Origin of the sequence: Chitinimonas lacunae (assembly GCF_042650885.1) — a bacterium.
Classification (GTDB): Bacteria; Pseudomonadota; Gammaproteobacteria; order Burkholderiales; family Chitinimonadaceae; genus Chitinimonas_A; species Chitinimonas_A lacunae.
Genome location: NZ_JBHSBU010000001.1, coordinates 3,716,279 through 3,731,934 on the forward strand (window position 1 = coordinate 3,716,279; position 15,656 = coordinate 3,731,934).

Here is a 15,656-nt window from a genome sequence, read left to right on the forward strand (position 1 = left end):
ATATCTGGATAAATCTACCAGCAAGCACTGGCTACCACGCCCTCGTAGGACAGGCATTCCTCGACCCGGCGTCGCTGCGCTTCGGCCAGATCCTCGACGGCGAAGAAGCGCCATTCGCTGTGCTCGTCACCCAGGCGGATCGACTCGGGTTGCAGCAGTTCGCAGCGGTAGATAAAGGCATGCGAATTATGCCGGCTGTGGTAGTAGACCCCGGTCATATGGCGGATGGCGACGGTCAGGCCCAGGGTGCTGAGGCATTGGCGTCGCAGTGCCGTGTCGGGCGTCTCGCCCGGGCCGAGCGCGCCGCCGGGCAGGTCCCAGCCACGGTCGCCCGAGCGTGCCTTGAGCAGCAATACCCGGTTGTTCGCTTCGGTGATGACGGCGTGGGCCGACAGGCGGAACAAGTCCTCGTAAGCCATATTTTTTTATTCTCCGGCGAAGGCAATCACAACGCGCTTATTGCGTTTTCCTTCGGATTTGATTTTCTGCACCACCACCGGGCCGATCTCGGCGGTGTTGCGCACATGGGTGCCGCCGCAGGGCTGGAGGTCGATGCCGTCGATGGCGATCAGGCGCACCCGGCCCTGGCCTCGTGGCGGCTGGACCGACATGGTACGTACCAGTTGCGGATTGGCATCGAGTTCGGCGTCGTCGATCCAGCGCGATTCGACCGGGCTGGCGGCGGCGATCAGGGCATTGAGACGGGCCTCGATGGCGGCGGCGTCGAGTGCGGCCATCTCGATGGCGAAATCGAGCCGGGCCTTGTCGCTGGCCACCTGACCGCCTGTCACCGGTGCCGGGATCACGGCGCACAGCAGATGGAGGCAGGTGTGGTAGCGCATATGACGATGGCGCCGCTCCCAGTCGAGCACGGCGCGCAGCGAGGTGCCAGGGGCAAAGCCGCTCAGGTCGGCATCGGGGTCGAGCAGATGGACGATTTCATCGGGCTGTTCGCCCTTGACGGTATCGCGGATGCGCAACCGGCGGCCGTCGGGGTGTTCGAGCCAGCCACTGTCACCGGGCTGGCCACCGCCGTTGGGGTAGAACACGGTACGGTCGAGCCGGACGGTGTGTTGATCGATATCGAGAACGATCGCGTCGGTGCTGGTCTGGTAGGCATCGTCGCGAAATAGCCATGCGGTCATGGCGGCGCTCCTTGTCAGGGGGACGGGGCGAGCGACCGCTCCAGCAGATCGAGGCGTTTTTCCAGGCGGGCGGTGTCGTCGCGCAGACGATCGACCTCGGTGTTGAAGTGGTCGATGGCGACCGAGGTGGCAAGCAAGCGTGCTTCTTCTTGTAAATACTCGCCGCCGGCCTCGGCCAGTTGACGCAGCAAGGTGCGCGGGTCGATCAGCCAGCGTCGCGCCAGATCGGCGGCTCGGCGGGCGGGAATATCGCCGATCAGCCGGGCCAGATCATATTCGGCATCCCAGTCGAGCGATTGCAGAATACGGGCGAGATCGGCAGCAAAGCCGGGATGGCCGTCGAGGCGGACCTCGCGGGCGGCGCTGGGGTCGTCCAGCGCCAGACGCGGCAGCAGCCACGGGGAAACGGTCACGCTGGCATCCGGCGCGGCGTCAGCCGTCGTCAACAGCCCGTCTTCACCCACGGTGAAGACCAGCCGGAACGGCGGCACGACCACCGCGCCGATGCGGCCATGGTGACGGCCGAGCTCGGTGCGCAGATCGGCGCGTTGCGCCAGCAGATGGTTGAGCACGGCCAGCCGCAGCATGTCAGACCGCGGTCTCGTCACGCTGCTGGTCGGCCATCTGGCGTTCTGCCTGGCTCTGGCTCTGGCTTTGGCTCTGGCGCTCGCTCGGGGCGCCGTCGTCGCGCCAGCGGTCGATAAAGCGCAGGCGGCTCTTGTGCGGTTCCTGATCCACTTCGAGGACGCGGCGGGCATAGGGGCGCAGCACGTCGGCGATACTGGTCAGCGAGCCGATCAGGAACAGGTCGACGTTCTCGTTCTCGACCAGGTTCTGCACCGGCTCATGGAAATCGGCGTCGCCGGCGAACAGGGCCAGCTTGGTCCATTTGCGTTTATGGAACGAACGGGTCATGTGATAGACCAGGCCCACATCGACGGCTTTCTGGGTGGTGATTTCATAGATCACTTCGGGCTGGCTCGGATGCGTCACCGGACCGCCGCCCAGATGATTGGGCCAGTAGAGCTGTTTTTTCTGTAGCCAGTAGTTCTTCACCCGCAGACCCGGACCCTTGGGGTAGGGAAAGGACAAGGCATTGTGCAGTTTGGATGCCATCGTCTGGTTGTCGTCGGCATTGAAGAAATAACCTTCGTCCACGCTGTCGCCCAGTTCTTCCTCAACCAGACGACGTAGTTCCAGATAGTTGATTTTCTCGCGTCCGAACGCCTTATAGGCGTAGGCGCCATCAATAAATAAACCGATAGGCACGATCGTGATCCTTTTCTACATGTGAGAGTGAAGCGTTTTCTTGTGTTTTATTCCAACTTTGCCCGCGTCCCGTCGACGCGGACCCAAACGCGCTTGTCGCGCTGTTTTTATACGAAAACTTCCCACGGGTGACGGCCCGCTCACTCCCCTTGCCGGCAAGCAGCGTCGCTGTCTGCCGGCGTGTTCGCAAGCCGGGCTGGTTCTGCGCCGGCTGCTTCAGATTGCGCGCAATGACAAATTGTACTGCCAACTGAAGGAGAGGGGCGGATCGATCACGCCAGTCCGGTCAGGTGGACCAGGGGCAAGGCAGATGGCCGACAGGCCCGCCGCCCGCGACTCGCCGATCGGGTGGCGGGTCGGTGCGCTGCGGGCCCATCGCACATCGGCGGCTGGCCGATCTACAGTTTGTAACCTTTATGCAGGGCAACCACCCCTGCGGTGAGGTTGTAGTAATCGACTTTGCTGAAGCCCACTTCGCGCATCATCTGCGCCAGTTCCTCCTGGCCGGGATGCATGCGGATCGACTCGGCCAGATAGCGGTAGCTATCGGCATCCTGAGCAATCATCTCGCCCATCTTGGGAAGAACCTTGAAAGAATACAGATCATAGGCTGGCGCCAGAGGCTTCCAGACCTTGGAGAATTCGAGCACCAGCAGCCGGCCGCCCGGTTTGAGCACCCGCAGCATCTCGGTCAGCGCCTGGTCTTTGTGCGTCATATTGCGCAGGCCGAACGCCACGCTGACGCAGTCGAAGTAATCGGTGGGGAAGGGCAGTTTTTCGGCATCGCACTGGGCGACCGGCAGGGCATAGCCCCGGTCGAGCAGGCGGTCGCGGCCGACGCCGAGCATCGAGCTGTTGATATCGGTCAGCCAGACCTGGCCATTTTTGCCGGCCAGCTTGGCAAAACCGGCCGACAGATCGCCCGTGCCGCCGGCAATGTCGAGCACCTTGTGTCCGGGGCGTACGCCGCTCTGCGACAAGGTAAAGGCTTTCCAGACCCGATGCAGACCGGCTGACATCAGGTCGTTCATCACATCGTATTTCTGTGCCACCGAATGGAAGACTTCGGCGACTTTCTGGGCTTTTTGCGATTCGGCTACCGTCTGGTAGCCGAAATGCGTGGTGGATTCTGTCATGACGGTTCACTCGCAGCGCGGGTCAGGCCGGCGGCCGCGAGCCGGTCCAGATAATCTTGCCAGTTGGTGTCCTGGTCGCGGCCCAGCGTATAGAGGAGATCCCAGCTGTAGAGGCCGCTGCGGTGGCCGTCGTCGAAGACCAGTCGCACGGCATAGTGGCCGACTGGTTCGATCGCGGTAATGGTGACGTCGCGTTTGCCGGCGACCGTCTGCATCGGGCCACCATGGCCACGCACCTCGGCGGACGGGGAGTACACGCGCAGGTATTCGCACGGCAAGCGATAGCGCTTGCCGTCGTCGAAAACGATTTCCAGCAAGCGTGAAGCGCGGTGCAGTGTCAGTTCGGTGGGTGCGGGGGTCTCGGCGCCGAGTCCTGCCATCAGGGGACGTCTCCTTGAAAGTGCGCGCATGATACCCCGACCCGGCGCAGACGGTAAGCTGGGTGTTCTCCCAGGTTTGCCGAGCACTTGTAATAATTGCGTCATGCGGTCTACTTAAGCTCGCAACAAATTTTTTCGCGTTACGGGGAGAGTCGCTGTGCCTGCGAATATCTTGTTGGTCGAAGACGAACCGGCGATCCAGGAGCTGATCGCCTTCAATCTGCAACAGGCCGGCCATCATGTCGTACGGGCCGATTCGGCCGAAGCGGGGCTGACCGTGGTGCGCAGTGCGCTGCCCGATCTGATCCTGCTCGACTGGATGCTGCCCGGCATGTCCGGCATCGAGTTCGCCCGCAAGCTGCGCGCTGACGAGCGTACCCGTCAGGTGCCGCTGATCATGCTGACCGCCCGCTCGGAAGAGCAGGACAAGGTGGTAGGCCTCGAAACCGGTGCCGACGACTACATCACCAAACCGTTCAGCCCGCGCGAGCTGCAGGCGCGCATCAAGGCGGTGCTGCGGCGGCGGGCGCCGCAGATGACCGATGATGTGGTCGAGGTCAAGGGTCTGCGGCTTGACCCGGGCACCCACCGGGTATCGGGCCACGGTGATACGGTCGATCTCGGCCCCACCGAATTCCGCTTGCTGCATTTCTTCATGACCCACCCAGAACGGGTGCATTCGCGTGCCCAGTTGCTCGACCATGTCTGGGGCGACCATGTATTCGTCGAGGAGCGCACGGTCGATGTGCATATCCGTCGCCTGCGTTCGGCGCTGGAACCCACCGGCCACGATGCGCTGATTCAAACCGTCCGCGGTACGGGCTACCGGCTGTCGGCGCTCTAGCGCGGCCTGGTCCAAACCGTTGCGCCACGGCGCCGAGCGGGTATGCTTCGCCCCGCGCCGGGTGGCGTCATTTTTGGAGTTGTCATGTTCTGGTGGCGGTCGGGTTTGTTGCTGGCAGGGTTTGCGCTGCTGGCGCTGGTGTTGCAGCCCTTTGTGGGCTGGCTGGCAGCGGAGACCATCTTCCTGCTGTTGGTGCTGGGCCTGCTCGGTTTTCATCTGCGCAATCTAGAACGGCTGGGCCGCTGGGCCCGCGATCCGCGTGCCGATGCCATCCCCGAGAGCTGGGGCGCCTGGGATTCGATCTTCAACCGGCTCTACCGGCTGGTCCGCAGCCAGGACAAGAACCAGCGCCTGCTGACTGCCACGCTCGACCGCTTTGTCGCCGCCGGCGAAGCGATGCCCGAAGGGGTGGTGGTGCTCGATGCCAATGACCGGATCGAATGGTGCAACCCGCGCGCCATGCCCCATCTCGGACTCGACCCCAAGCGCGACCAGGGCCAGCATGTGGCCTATCTGGTGCGCCAGCCCGCCTTCCAGCAGTATCTGACCGCCCAGGACTACAGCCAGCCAGTGATCCTGCGCAATCTGCGCGGCGCCGAAATGACCCTGTCGGTCCAGCTCGTTCCGTTCGACAGCACCCGCAAACTGCTGCTCAGCCGCGATATCACCCAGCTCGAACGGGTCCAGACCGTGCACCGCGACTTCGTGGCCAATGTCTCGCACGAGCTGCGCACGCCGCTGACGGTGATCGGCGGTTTTGTCGAAACCCTGCTCGATATGCCGGAGCTGGACGCCCAAACCCGCGAAGCCCAACTGCGGATGATGCAGGACCAGACCCGCCGCATGCAGCGACTGGTGGAAGACCTGCTGACCCTGTCGCGGCTGGAAAACGGCGGTGAGCTGCGCGAGGACCGGGTCGATGCGGTGGCGCTGGCGCGTGTGCTGGCCAGCGAGGCCGAAGGCCTGTCGCAAGGTCGGCATCGGGTCAGCGTACTGATCGAAGACCAGCATGGCCTGCGCGGCAACTACGACGAGCTGCACAGCGCCTTCGGCAATCTGGTCAGCAATGCCGTGCGCTATACCCCCGAAGGCGGCGAAATCCGGCTCGCCTGGCGCATCGACGGCGAGTGGGGGGTCTTCAGCGTCGAAGATACCGGCATCGGCATCGAACCCCAGCATATCCCCCGCCTCACCGAGCGCTTCTACCGGGTTGACCGCGGCCGCTCACGTTCCACTGGCGGCACCGGACTGGGGCTGGCCATCGTCAAACATATCGTGCAGCGCCATCAGGCCAGGCTGGAAATCCATAGCGAGCCCGGCCAGGGCAGCCGCTTCTCGATCCGCTTCCCTGCTGGCCGCTTGTTGGAGGCGGTGGCGGTGACGGCTTGAGGAGGCCGGACTTCCGATTGCCTTGTCGGGGCGGCCATTTCTCCGGCTCGGACGCCAAGTGAGCACGCTGCCCTCAAGATGTCTCGCCTGGGCTTGTGGTGATGCGGGACGAAGTGTGATGGGGCGGTCCGGCGCGGCAAGCGGATAGCCCTGTCCGGTGATAACGGAACAGCAAGGTTGGCAGTTTATTATCCTGCGTCGGCAACTGCCTCAATGTCGCGCCAGTTCTTGCACTAAAGCGCTGGGAATAAAAGGATAGATGGTGCAATGCGTCAGGCATTTCCCCTGCTGTCAGCACGGTTGCAGGTCAGTGCCTTGGCTCGCTACTATCGATGTTTCCAGCCACTCTTGCCGCAACGCACCATGAATCCACTTCTATCTGCCAAGGCGCTGGGACAGCGCATCTGGCTCGACAATCTGTCGCGCGAACTGCTGGCCGGGCCGCTGGCGCAGTTGATCGAGCAGGACGGCCTCGCCGGCGTCACCTCAAACCCCGCCATCTTCCAGAAATCGATTTCTTCGGGTCAGGGCTACGCCGAAGACCTGGCCCGCCTCAAAGCCCAGCCGCTCGACGCCGAACAGCGTTTCGAGGCGCTGGCGGTGCCGGATGTCCAGGCAGCCTGTGATCTGTTCGCTGCCACCTACCGCGACAGCGACGGCCTGGACGGCTATGTCAGCCTTGAAGTGTCGCCTCGCCTGGCCCAGGATGGCCCGGGCACGCTGGCCGCTGCGCGACGGCTGTGGGCGGCGATCGACCGGCCCAATGCCATGATCAAGATTCCCGCTACGGCAGCCAGCCTGCCGGCTTTCAGCCAGGCCATCGCCGAAGGCATCAATGTCAATGTGACGCTGATGTTTGGGCAGCTCCACTGTGATCAGGTATTCGATGCCTATTCCGAAGGTCTGCGTCGTCGCCATGCTGCCGGTGGCGATCTGAGCCGGGTGCGGTCGGTGGCGAGCCTGTTCCTGTCGCGGGTCGACACCCTAATCGACCGTCGGCTCGATGAGCTGGGCGGTGAAGCGCTGGCGCTGCGTGGCCAGGTGGCCGTATCGATGGCCAAAGTGGCCTATCGGCGCTGGCAGCAACGTTTCTCCGCGGCCGAGTTTGCCGAACTGGCGGCTGCCGGCGCCCGGCCGCAGCGGCTGTTGTGGGCCAGCACCGGCACCAAGAATCCGGCCTATTCCGATCTGCTTTATGTCGACAACCTGATCGGCCCGGAAACCGTCAACACCCTGCCCGACGCCACCTTGGCCGCCTTCCGCGACCACGGCTCGGCTGCGCCGCGACTGCTCGACGAGGTGGACCATGCCGAGGCGGTACTGCGTCAGGCCGCGGTACTTGGCATCGATCTCGATGCGGCTGCGGTGCAGTTGCAGCTGGAAGGTTTGAAACTGTTCGATCAGGCTTTCGACCAGTTGCTGGCGCTGCTCGATTGACGCGGCACTGATACAGCAATGAATAAAAGGGTTTTGCATAAAAAATGCAAAACCCTTTTTTGTTGGCTTAATTCCTGGCAAAGCTTTTTCTGGAAATTTGCTATTTTGGCTTCTGGCGCACTGTCGGGCTGGAGCCTGTCCACTTAAATCGGAGTCGCCGCCAAACCTCGCCGGCGCCTTGAGGTCCGGACATGCGGACGCCGAATTGTCTGGAAATGTTCTGATTTCGCTATCGATGAGGCAAAGAGTGGGGATTGCTCGACGCTTTTTCTGCTCGGTAGAGCTGCTTGTCGAGTCGATGCCCAGAGAAAAAAGCATGGCCAGCGTCGTCAGACGGCTGGCCATTCGATGAAGCCTGAGCGCGAATCCGGCCCTACATCTCGATCTGCGTTCCCATCTCAACCACCCGGTTGGGCGGAATCTTGAAGAAGTCGGTCGGTCGGGCGGCGTTGCGCTGCATCAGGGCGAACAGGCGGCGGCGCAGCCAGGAGAACACCGGTTCCTTGGCGTCGACAATGGTTTCGCGCGACAGGAAGAAGCTGGTGGTCATCAGCTCGAAATCGATCTGGTGGGTTTCTGCGAGCAGCGCAAGGATGTCGGGCACCGACGGTTCTTCCTTAAAGCCATAGGTCGCCACCACTTTCCAGAACGAGGGCGAGAGTTGCTCGACCTGGAGGCGTTCCTTCATGGCCACGTAAGGCTCGTCGGTCGATTGGATGGTCAGGAAGACCACCTGCTCGTGCAGTACCTTATTGTGTTTGAGGTTATGCAGCAGTGCGTGCGGCACGGTATCGGTGCTGCCGGTCATGAAGACGGCGGTGCCGTCGACCCGATGCGGCGGGTTGGCCTCGATCGACTCGACGAACATGGCAAGCGGCAATTCGCCGTCGTGCAGACGGTGGAACAGGGCACGTCGTCCGCGTTTCCAGGTGGTCATCAGGAAGAAGGTGAAGCTGGCGATCACCACCGGCACCCAGCCGCCATCGAGGAACTTCATCGCATTGGCGCTGAAGAACGCCAAGTCGATCATCATAAACAGCGCCAGCAGTGCAAACAGCGCATAACGCTTGGCCGGCGAGCGCAGGATGCTCTCGCGGCGGCCCAGCACGGCGAAAGCCATGATCGAGGTGATCACCATGGTCATGGTGACGGCGATGCCGTAGGCCGAGGCCAGGCGTTCGGACTTCTGGAAGCCCACCACCAGCACGATCACCGCCGCCAGCAGTGCCCAGTTGATGCCGGGAATATAGATCTGGCCCCGCTCTTTTTCCGAGGTATGGCGGATTGCCATGCGCGGGCAGTAGCCGAGCTGGATTGCCTGCCAGGTAATGGAATAGGCGCCCGAAATCACCGCCTGCGAGGCGATCACCGCCGCCGCAGTGGCCAGGATCAGTTGCGGAATCAGGAACCAGGACGGTCCCATCATATAAAAGGGATTGCTGACCGCTGCCGGATTGGTGAGCACCAGAGCGCCCTGGCCGAAGTAGTTCAGCACCAGCGCCGGCCAGACAAAACCGAACCAGCCAAGCCGGATCGGCTTGAGGCCGAAGTGGCCCATATCGGCATAGATCGCTTCGGCACCCGTGAGCGCCAGCACGACGGCACCCAAGGTGATAAAGGAGAGCCACGGATGGGCCAACAGGAACTGCACCGCATAGTGCGGCGATACCGCCCCCAGCACTTCGGGCGACCTGGCGATGTTGTAGATGCCCAGTACCGCCAGCATCACGAACCACGACACCATAATCGGGGCGAACAGCTTGCCTATGGTGGCCGTTCCGTGCGACTGCATGGCAAACAGCACCACCAGCACGGTGATGGTGATCGGGATGACCCAATGCTCCAGCGTCGGCGCGATCACCTTGAGCCCCTCGACTGCCGAGAGCACCGAGATCGCCGGCGTAATCATGCCGTCACCGTAAAACAGCGAGGCGCCGAAGATGCCCAGCAGGATATAGATCGAAAACTGGCCGCGCTGGCGGTGCTGGGTTCGGGTCGCCAGCGCCATCAGCGCCAGGATGCCGCCTTCGCCCCGGTTGTCGGCCCGCATGATGCAGTAGACGTACTTGAGCGATACCACCATCAGCAGCGACCAGAACACCAGCGACAGCACCCCGATAATATTGTCGTGGGTGAGCGGTAGGCCGTGGATCGGGTTGAAGCATTCCTTGATCGTATAGAGCGGACTGGTACCGATATCGCCATAGACGACGCCGATGGCGGCGAGCGCCAGGCCGTATAGGGGTTTCTTGCTCTGGTCTTGGTCCTGGGTGGTTTGGCTCATGGTTTTTCTTACCTTTGTCGCGGCTGTCCCGGGTGATGGGCCGCGATTAGCGTTTCTCTTCTGGAAACTGAGTACCGTCCAGCGGTGGTCGCACGATGCGCGACCAGTCGAAGAACGGACCGGGGTCGGTCTTACGAGTCGGGGCGATATCACTATGGCCGACCAGATGACTGATCGGGTAGGCAGCGTACAAGGCCGTCAGCAGCCCGTTCAGGCTGTGGTACTGCGCCTCCTCGAATGGCCAGTGATCACCGCCTTCCAGTTCGATTCCTACGGAAAAGTCGTTACAACGCTCACGCCCCAGCCAGGATGACTGACCGGCGTGCCAGGCACGATCAAGGCAGGAAACGAACTGGAGCACTTCGCCGTCGCGCCGGATCAGGAAATGGGCCGAGACGCGGTAGTGTTGCAGGCTTTCAAAACAGGGATGGGCAGCCGGATCGCAGCGGTTCTGGAACAGCCGGATCACTCCATCGCCGCCGAACTGGCCGGGCGGCAGACTGATGGCATGAATCACCACCATATCGATTGCACAGCCACCAGGGCGGGCATCGTGATTGGGGGAGGGATGGTATTCCAGGTTCGGGAGCCAGCCGTCAGCAGCGACGGCAAGCAACGGATCGGGACAGGACATCGGCGGGAACGATGTATCAGGGGCGCCCATTGTGCGCCGCAAAAGTCGGATGCGCCAGTGGACAGGAAGTGGAATGGAAAGGGCGTCTGTTATTGACCACGCTCTGGCCGCACCCCACCGTCGGTCTGGCAGGGCACGGTTTCGGCGCGTCCCGGGCTAGTGGCTGGGCAGCAAGTCCAACTGCCCCTGCATCGCATGACGTTTTTCGTGGTCGAGCAGCCAGCGCTTGCGGGGCAGTCCGCCGCCATAGCCGATCAGCGAGCCGTCTTTGCCGATCACGCGATGGCACGGCACGATAATCGAGACGCGGTTGGCGCCATTGGCGCTGGCGACTGCGCGTACCGCCGAGGGCCGGCCGAGCCGTTCGGCCTGTTCCATATAGCTGGCCGTCTGACCGTAGGGGACGGTTTGCAGAATCTGCCACACGCTGCGCTGGAATTCGCTGCCGGGCAGATCGAGCGCGACGCTGAATTCGGTGCGCTGCCCCGAGAAGTATTCGCCCATTTCCTGTACCGCCTGCCGGATATGGTCGTTTTCGCCATCGACGATCGGCGCCTTGAGTAAGCGTTGCAGATCGTTGAACTCGGTCTCGAGCGCTCTTCTATCGACGAACTCAAGCAGGCAAACCCCTTTTTCCGTCGCGCAGACAAACATCGGCCCCAGTTGCGTAGTAAAGCGATGGATCAATATCACTTGTGCTGCCTCACTTGATGCACTCCCAGTCGGTTTCTTATAGGTGTAAGCCAGGCCATGCAGGGAGTCGTGCTCCCCCGCCTCGCGGCGACGGCGGCCTGTTTTCAGCTCTTGCAGAGCATGGTTGATACGCAGCATTCGTTGGAATGCCTGAAAAGTCATGCCGTGGTGTTTGAGGAACCAGCGCCGCACCAGCTCGGGTGAGATATCGCGCTGTTTGAGATCCCAGTCGGTGATGCGCGCTTTGAGGTGATGTCGGGCCAGATCGATCGCCGCGACCACCATCGCCGGTGCAGTGTGGCTGTTTTCGGTCGGCCGACAGATCTTGCAGGGTCGGAAACCTGCATCGAGCGCGTCCTTGAATTGGCTGTAGAACTCGACGTTCTCAAGCTTTGGCTTGCGTGCGTTGCAACTGGCGATGCAGAACACGCCAGTGGTCCTGACGCCGACAAAGAAAACCCCAATATAGTCACGCGCCCGCTCGACGAGTGCCCGGTAATAGGTGTCGATTTGTGAAGTATCGGTGATCAGCATAAGACGGCTGTCCAGAACAAATGATAAGAGGCATCCATTTTCGACGCCGTTGACTGCGCAGGTGCCGGAGTCTGTAGAAAATCGCTCAGCAGCACGCCTCTACCCATTACCCGCCAAGTCTACGCCAATGGCCTTCTTCCAAGAAAGCACAGCCGGGCCTGCTTTATGACTGAGCGCGGGTCAAAACTAGCTGCCAATTACTGCCTCCCTCGCGCGCAGCCTAAAAGCCCCGCTTGAGCTGCCTTTATATGGATAAGGCAGCAGGCCAGACCGGACAGTCGCTGCCGGTCTTCGGGACTTATCCTTTCAGCCGTTCTCTTGCGCTGGTCGGATTTTTCGATGGCACAAACTAGATTTTCGATATTGCTGGGCATTATCCTTTTTTGGAACAACAGTGCTTCGTGTTGCAATGGAGTCTTAATGGTCGAGCTTTTGGGCTTTGCCGGGTAGCGATAAGCCGGAAAGCGGCTCCTGTGGGAGGTCATATGTTGCATTCCCACACGATGATTCGGTAGTAAATGGTTTTTCTCTGTTGCTTGTCAAAGGCTTGTTTTCACGATTGTTCCATAATTTGCCGATGTGATGATCTGCACAAGCTGTTGAAAGCAATGAAGATATTGAATTTCATGGAATGCTGTTTTTGCTTGTATATTCAATATCCTTACGGCCTCAAGTAAGAAATGGGCGCTGTCAGAATTGTGTCAGTCATTTGTAAATATTTCAAAGCACCGATTAATGCAAATGCATCTTGCCTCGCTGGAAGTTGGACGCTAGTATCCGCAGAACCTATTTTTTTGGCCGACACAAGTAAATTATGCCGTGCGACCGCTGAGAAAAATCATGCATCAGTTTTCCTAATTGATTCGGGTAAGCTGTGCAATTTCTTGGAAGCCGCCTCCAGCTTAGCTTTGCGGCCGATTTCTGGTTTTTCGCAAAATACCTGTTTTGCGTATTTTCCGTTTATATCGGCTGTCTGTGTGGCAATTGTCATGCATAAATATTTAATGCATAGCAACAGGCGCTGGAAAAACTAATCCGGTACCCTCAGTGGCTTGATATTGACTGTATCAGGCAGGGCAAGGGCGGATTTGGGCATAGTTAAAATATAAAAATTGTTGAGGCGAAGTCTGTTGCTATTGCCTCAATCTTTGCATGTGGAGGTGGTAAATGAGCAATCGTAAGACAATCGTTGTGGGTTATAGCGCTGCCGCATTGGCGTCATTGCAAAAGCTGCGTGAACCTGGTTCCGTCATTCTGGTGGATGAACCGGATGTGGTACGCAAGCGGAAGATCGATGCGGAAGTCCAGAAATATAGCGTTGTCGATAAGCTGATTCCCTTTGAATATCAACGCGAAGAGGCCGCCGATGCCTTCTTTGCAGAAGTGCGGCATTTGGATGTGGTGAGTGTGGTGCCGATCCAGGAATATGCGACCCCGTTTGCGGCCCGCTTGGCCGAACGCTTCGGGGTTCCCGGAGCCAGTTATGGCGCAAGTCTGATCATGCGCAATAAAAACCGGCTTCGGGCAGTGACGAAAGCCTTCGGCATCAAGAACCCCGCTTCCGAAACCGTCAGCAATCTGGCCGAACTTGAAGCCTTTGCGGCTTCCCATCCTGGCTCCCTGATCATCAAGCCCGCCAATCGGCAAGGCTCGGTCGGCACGGTGATCGTCCACGACCCGTCTACGCTGGCTTCTGCCTGGCAGGCATCGCAGACGCGCGATGAAGGGGTGATGGTGCCCGATCGCGGTTTTCCGGAAATCACCCTGGCCGAGCAATTTATCAAGGGATCGGAATACAGCGTCGAAGCCCTGGTGGTCGCAGGAAAAATCATTTTTTCCAATGTGACCCAGAAAGACCTTTTCGACGGTGTCCATCCGGTCGAAAGCGGCCATACGGTGCCGGCAGCGCTCAAGCCCGCCGAGACCGATCTGCTGGTCGGCAATACCCAGAAAGTGCTTGATGCCACCGGTTTCCAGACCGGGATCATCCACTGTGAATGGATGTTCGATGGTCAGGACGCCTATCTGATCGAATGTGCCGGCCGGTTTGCCGGCGATGGAATCATCGATCTGATCGAGCGGGCTTATCGCTTCGATATCGTGAAGTGCTATCACGCGATCATGCGTGGCGAATCGCTGACCGATTTGCCGGTACGGGCCGAAAAGACCGCCAAGGTCCGCTTTGTGGGCGGGCGCAACGGCAAGATCTCCGATATTCAGCTCAATGAAACTGCACTGACCCGACCGGGCATCGCCTATTACTCGGTGACGGCCAAGGTCGGCGATACGACGGTCGAACCGTCGATGTCCTGGCATCGCCTGGGTTCTGTCACCGTCGAGGCCGATACGTCTGAATTGGCCAATAAATTGATTTCGGATGCGATTGCCGGAATCCAAATATCCTACAGCACGCCTTAATCGCGCATTGTTAGGCTTGAGCGGGCGTCGGTATTGAGCGACGTCCGCTTAAACTCCCTGCCTGTTTTATTGGCATGAATTGATTGCCTGAGATTTCAGGTGTTCGGATACGCCATGTCTTTATCGTGCCTCGAAGATATCGAAGTATTTGGTATCGAAATCAAGCCCGCTTCGTCCCGATACGCAGAAGTCGTGCGACCCTATAACGAAGCAGCCCGTCCCGCGCAGCCGCAGCGAATCTTTGCGCCGCGCGAGCTGGCCCATATCCAGGCCATCATTCAGTTCGCCCGTTCAGAAGGACTGAAACTGAGCGTACACAGCACCGGCCACGACTTCGAGGGGCGCTCCCTCGACGGCGACATCATCATGCATATGGGAGCGTTCAATACGGTCTCGTATGACCCGGCGAGCGAGACCGTCACGGTCGGCGGTGGCGCACGCATCGAGGATATTTACCGGGTCCTTGCCCCGCACGGCCGAGCGATCACCACCGGCACCAATCTCGACGTCGGGATTACCGGCCTCGCGCTCGGTGGCGGTGCCGCCTATACCTCGCGCCTCTATGGGCTCACTTGCGATCTGCTGCTTGAAGTGACGCTGTGCGGCTTTAACGGTGAAGTCATACAGGTCAACGATGATTCCGCCCCACAACTGATGCGTCTGCTGCGCGGCGCCGGGGCCGGCGTATTTGGCGTGGTCACCCAACTCAAATTCAAGACCTATGCGGCCGCACCGGTCACCATCTTCCGGGCGACCTGGCCGGCTTCGCTGGGCGGCCAGCATCTGGCGCAACTGGAAAGCATCCTGCTCGCGGCCCCGCGTGAATTGAGCATGCGGGTCGGCACCAATGTCACCGGTGCAGATCCGGTTGGGGTCATCACGCTGTCGGGCCAATTGCAAGGGGCACGCGAGGCGGAAATCGAACGTGCCTTCGGCCCGCTCTGCCATGGCTCGAACTGGACGCAATCGACCATCGGCTATTACGACGCCATGGTCAGCGCCCGCCATCAGACCAGCGGTGGGGCATTCAAGATCAAGAGCCGGTTTGCCATGCAGGCCATCGGTGCCAGCGGGCTGCACGAGCTGCTCGACCATGTGATGAGCTGGACGCCCACTTCCAATGAGGACGGCGCCGGTTTCGGGCTGTTTGCCTGGGGCGGGGCGGTGCGCGATTTCCCGAGTGAGCGCTCGTTCATGCCGGCGCGCAATGCCGAGTATCTGGCCTCGTTCGATACCTCGTGGACGGCGCGCGAGTCCGAAACGGAAATCATCGAGCAGCTCAAATGGCTCGATGAAATGGACCGGATCGGTGCGCGCTATCTGAGCAATATCGCTTATCTGAATTTCCCCGACTCGGACGACGGCCGATTCTTCGAGCGGCATTTTCCGGCCGAGTACGAGCAATACGAGACATTGCGCTCGCAGTTTGACCCCGATGGGCTGGTCAGACAGATCTCGCGCTGCATCAATATCTAACTTCAACTGATCGGACA

14 protein-coding genes are annotated in these 15,656 nt (G+C 60.5%); 5 read left to right on the top strand and 9 right to left on the bottom strand.

The features are described from left to right. Positions 1-14: 14 nt before the first annotated feature. The 6 genes from ACFOW7_RS15985 to ACFOW7_RS16010 all read right to left on the bottom strand — a co-directional run bounded on the left by ACFOW7_RS15985 (position 15) and on the right by ACFOW7_RS16010 (position 3,930). A complete protein-coding gene (locus tag ACFOW7_RS15985) occupies positions 15-419 on the bottom strand; it encodes an NUDIX domain-containing protein (RefSeq protein ID WP_378166105.1) in 405 nt (134 codons plus the stop codon). A gap of 6 nt (positions 420-425) precedes the next feature. Beyond that, complete coding sequence (locus ACFOW7_RS15990) at positions 426-1,145, bottom strand: alanyl-tRNA editing protein (RefSeq protein WP_378166108.1); 720 nt, start codon at positions 1,143-1,145, stop codon at positions 426-428. 14 nt (positions 1,146-1,159) lie between these two features. Further along, positions 1,160-1,732 (bottom strand): ubiquinone biosynthesis accessory factor UbiJ, encoded by a 573-nt coding sequence (locus ACFOW7_RS15995; protein WP_378166110.1) that lies wholly within the window; start codon positions 1,730-1,732, stop codon positions 1,160-1,162. 1 nt (position 1,733) lies between these two features. Continuing rightward, positions 1,734-2,414: an NYN domain-containing protein gene (locus tag ACFOW7_RS16000; protein ID WP_378166112.1), complete on the bottom strand. Its 681-nt coding sequence runs from the start codon at positions 2,412-2,414 to the stop codon at positions 1,734-1,736. Between the two features lie 398 nt (positions 2,415-2,812). Next, a complete protein-coding gene (gene ubiE / locus ACFOW7_RS16005; protein WP_378166114.1) occupies positions 2,813-3,550 on the bottom strand; it encodes a bifunctional demethylmenaquinone methyltransferase/2-methoxy-6-polyprenyl-1,4-benzoquinol methylase UbiE in 738 nt (245 codons plus the stop codon). Next, entirely contained in the window at positions 3,547-3,930 is a 384-nt protein-coding gene (locus ACFOW7_RS16010; protein ID WP_378166116.1) for a gamma-butyrobetaine hydroxylase-like domain-containing protein, read from the bottom strand. The genes ubiE and ACFOW7_RS16010 overlap by 4 nt, the downstream gene beginning before the upstream one ends. 157 nt (positions 3,931-4,087) lie before the next feature. On the opposite strand from ACFOW7_RS16010, the gene phoB reads away from it, so the two are divergent. The 3 genes from phoB to tal all read left to right on the top strand — a co-directional run bounded on the left by phoB (position 4,088) and on the right by tal (position 7,600). Continuing rightward, positions 4,088-4,774: a phosphate regulon transcriptional regulator PhoB gene (phoB, locus tag ACFOW7_RS16015; protein WP_378166118.1), complete on the top strand. Its 687-nt coding sequence runs from the start codon at positions 4,088-4,090 to the stop codon at positions 4,772-4,774. A gap of 84 nt (positions 4,775-4,858) precedes the next feature. Next, positions 4,859-6,163 (top strand): phosphate regulon sensor histidine kinase PhoR, encoded by a 1,305-nt coding sequence (gene phoR / locus ACFOW7_RS16020; protein ID WP_378166120.1) that lies wholly within the window; start codon positions 4,859-4,861, stop codon positions 6,161-6,163. 363 nt (positions 6,164-6,526) lie between these two features. After that, complete coding sequence (gene tal / locus ACFOW7_RS16025) at positions 6,527-7,600, top strand: transaldolase (protein ID WP_378168055.1); 1,074 nt, start codon at positions 6,527-6,529, stop codon at positions 7,598-7,600. Between the two features lie 373 nt (positions 7,601-7,973). Here tal and ACFOW7_RS16030 read toward each other — a convergent pair whose 3' ends face one another. From ACFOW7_RS16030 to ACFOW7_RS16040, 3 genes are all read right to left on the bottom strand, one after another. Next, positions 7,974-9,884 (bottom strand): potassium transporter Kup, encoded by a 1,911-nt coding sequence (locus ACFOW7_RS16030; RefSeq protein ID WP_378166121.1) that lies wholly within the window; start codon positions 9,882-9,884, stop codon positions 7,974-7,976. 46 nt (positions 9,885-9,930) lie between these two features. Next, positions 9,931-10,518, bottom strand: a complete 588-nt coding sequence (gene ampD / locus ACFOW7_RS16035; RefSeq protein WP_378166122.1) for a 1,6-anhydro-N-acetylmuramyl-L-alanine amidase AmpD — start codon at positions 10,516-10,518, stop codon at positions 9,931-9,933. A gap of 156 nt (positions 10,519-10,674) precedes the next feature. Next, entirely contained in the window at positions 10,675-11,745 is a 1,071-nt protein-coding gene (locus ACFOW7_RS16040) for a bifunctional transcriptional activator/DNA repair enzyme AdaA (protein ID WP_378166124.1), read from the bottom strand. A 1,167-nt stretch (positions 11,746-12,912) separates the two neighbouring features. Here ACFOW7_RS16040 and ACFOW7_RS16045 point away from each other — a divergent pair. Further along, positions 12,913-14,163 carry an ATP-grasp domain-containing protein gene (locus ACFOW7_RS16045; RefSeq protein WP_378166126.1) on the top strand — a complete coding sequence of 417 codons (1,251 nt, stop codon included), beginning with the start codon at positions 12,913-12,915 and terminating at the stop codon, positions 14,161-14,163. Between the two features lie 114 nt (positions 14,164-14,277). Further along, positions 14,278-15,639, top strand: coding sequence for an FAD-binding oxidoreductase (locus ACFOW7_RS16050; protein ID WP_378166128.1), 1,362 nt, complete (start codon positions 14,278-14,280; stop codon positions 15,637-15,639). Positions 15,640-15,656 lie beyond the last annotated feature (17 nt).

Coding starts and splice junctions, on each gene's coding strand:
- tal (WP_378168055.1), top strand. CDS start 6,527: ATGAATCCACTTCTATCTGCCAAGGCGCTGGGACAGCGCATCTGGCTC.
- ACFOW7_RS16040 (WP_378166124.1), bottom strand. CDS start 11,745: ATGCTGATCACCGATACTTCACAAATCGACACCTATTACCGGGCACTC.
- ACFOW7_RS16030 (WP_378166121.1), bottom strand. CDS start 9,884: ATGAGCCAAACCACCCAGGACCAAGACCAGAGCAAGAAACCCCTATAC.
- ACFOW7_RS16010 (WP_378166116.1), bottom strand. CDS start 3,930: ATGGCAGGACTCGGCGCCGAGACCCCCGCACCCACCGAACTGACACTG.
- ACFOW7_RS15995 (WP_378166110.1), bottom strand. CDS start 1,732: ATGCTGCGGCTGGCCGTGCTCAACCATCTGCTGGCGCAACGCGCCGAT.
- phoR (WP_378166120.1), top strand. CDS start 4,859: ATGTTCTGGTGGCGGTCGGGTTTGTTGCTGGCAGGGTTTGCGCTGCTG.
- ACFOW7_RS15985 (WP_378166105.1), bottom strand. CDS start 419: ATGGCTTACGAGGACTTGTTCCGCCTGTCGGCCCACGCCGTCATCACC.
- ubiE (WP_378166114.1), bottom strand. CDS start 3,550: ATGACAGAATCCACCACGCATTTCGGCTACCAGACGGTAGCCGAATCG.
- ACFOW7_RS16045 (WP_378166126.1), top strand. CDS start 12,913: ATGAGCAATCGTAAGACAATCGTTGTGGGTTATAGCGCTGCCGCATTG.
- ACFOW7_RS15990 (WP_378166108.1), bottom strand. CDS start 1,145: ATGACCGCATGGCTATTTCGCGACGATGCCTACCAGACCAGCACCGAC.
- ampD (WP_378166122.1), bottom strand. CDS start 10,518: ATGTCCTGTCCCGATCCGTTGCTTGCCGTCGCTGCTGACGGCTGGCTC.
- ACFOW7_RS16050 (WP_378166128.1), top strand. CDS start 14,278: ATGTCTTTATCGTGCCTCGAAGATATCGAAGTATTTGGTATCGAAATC.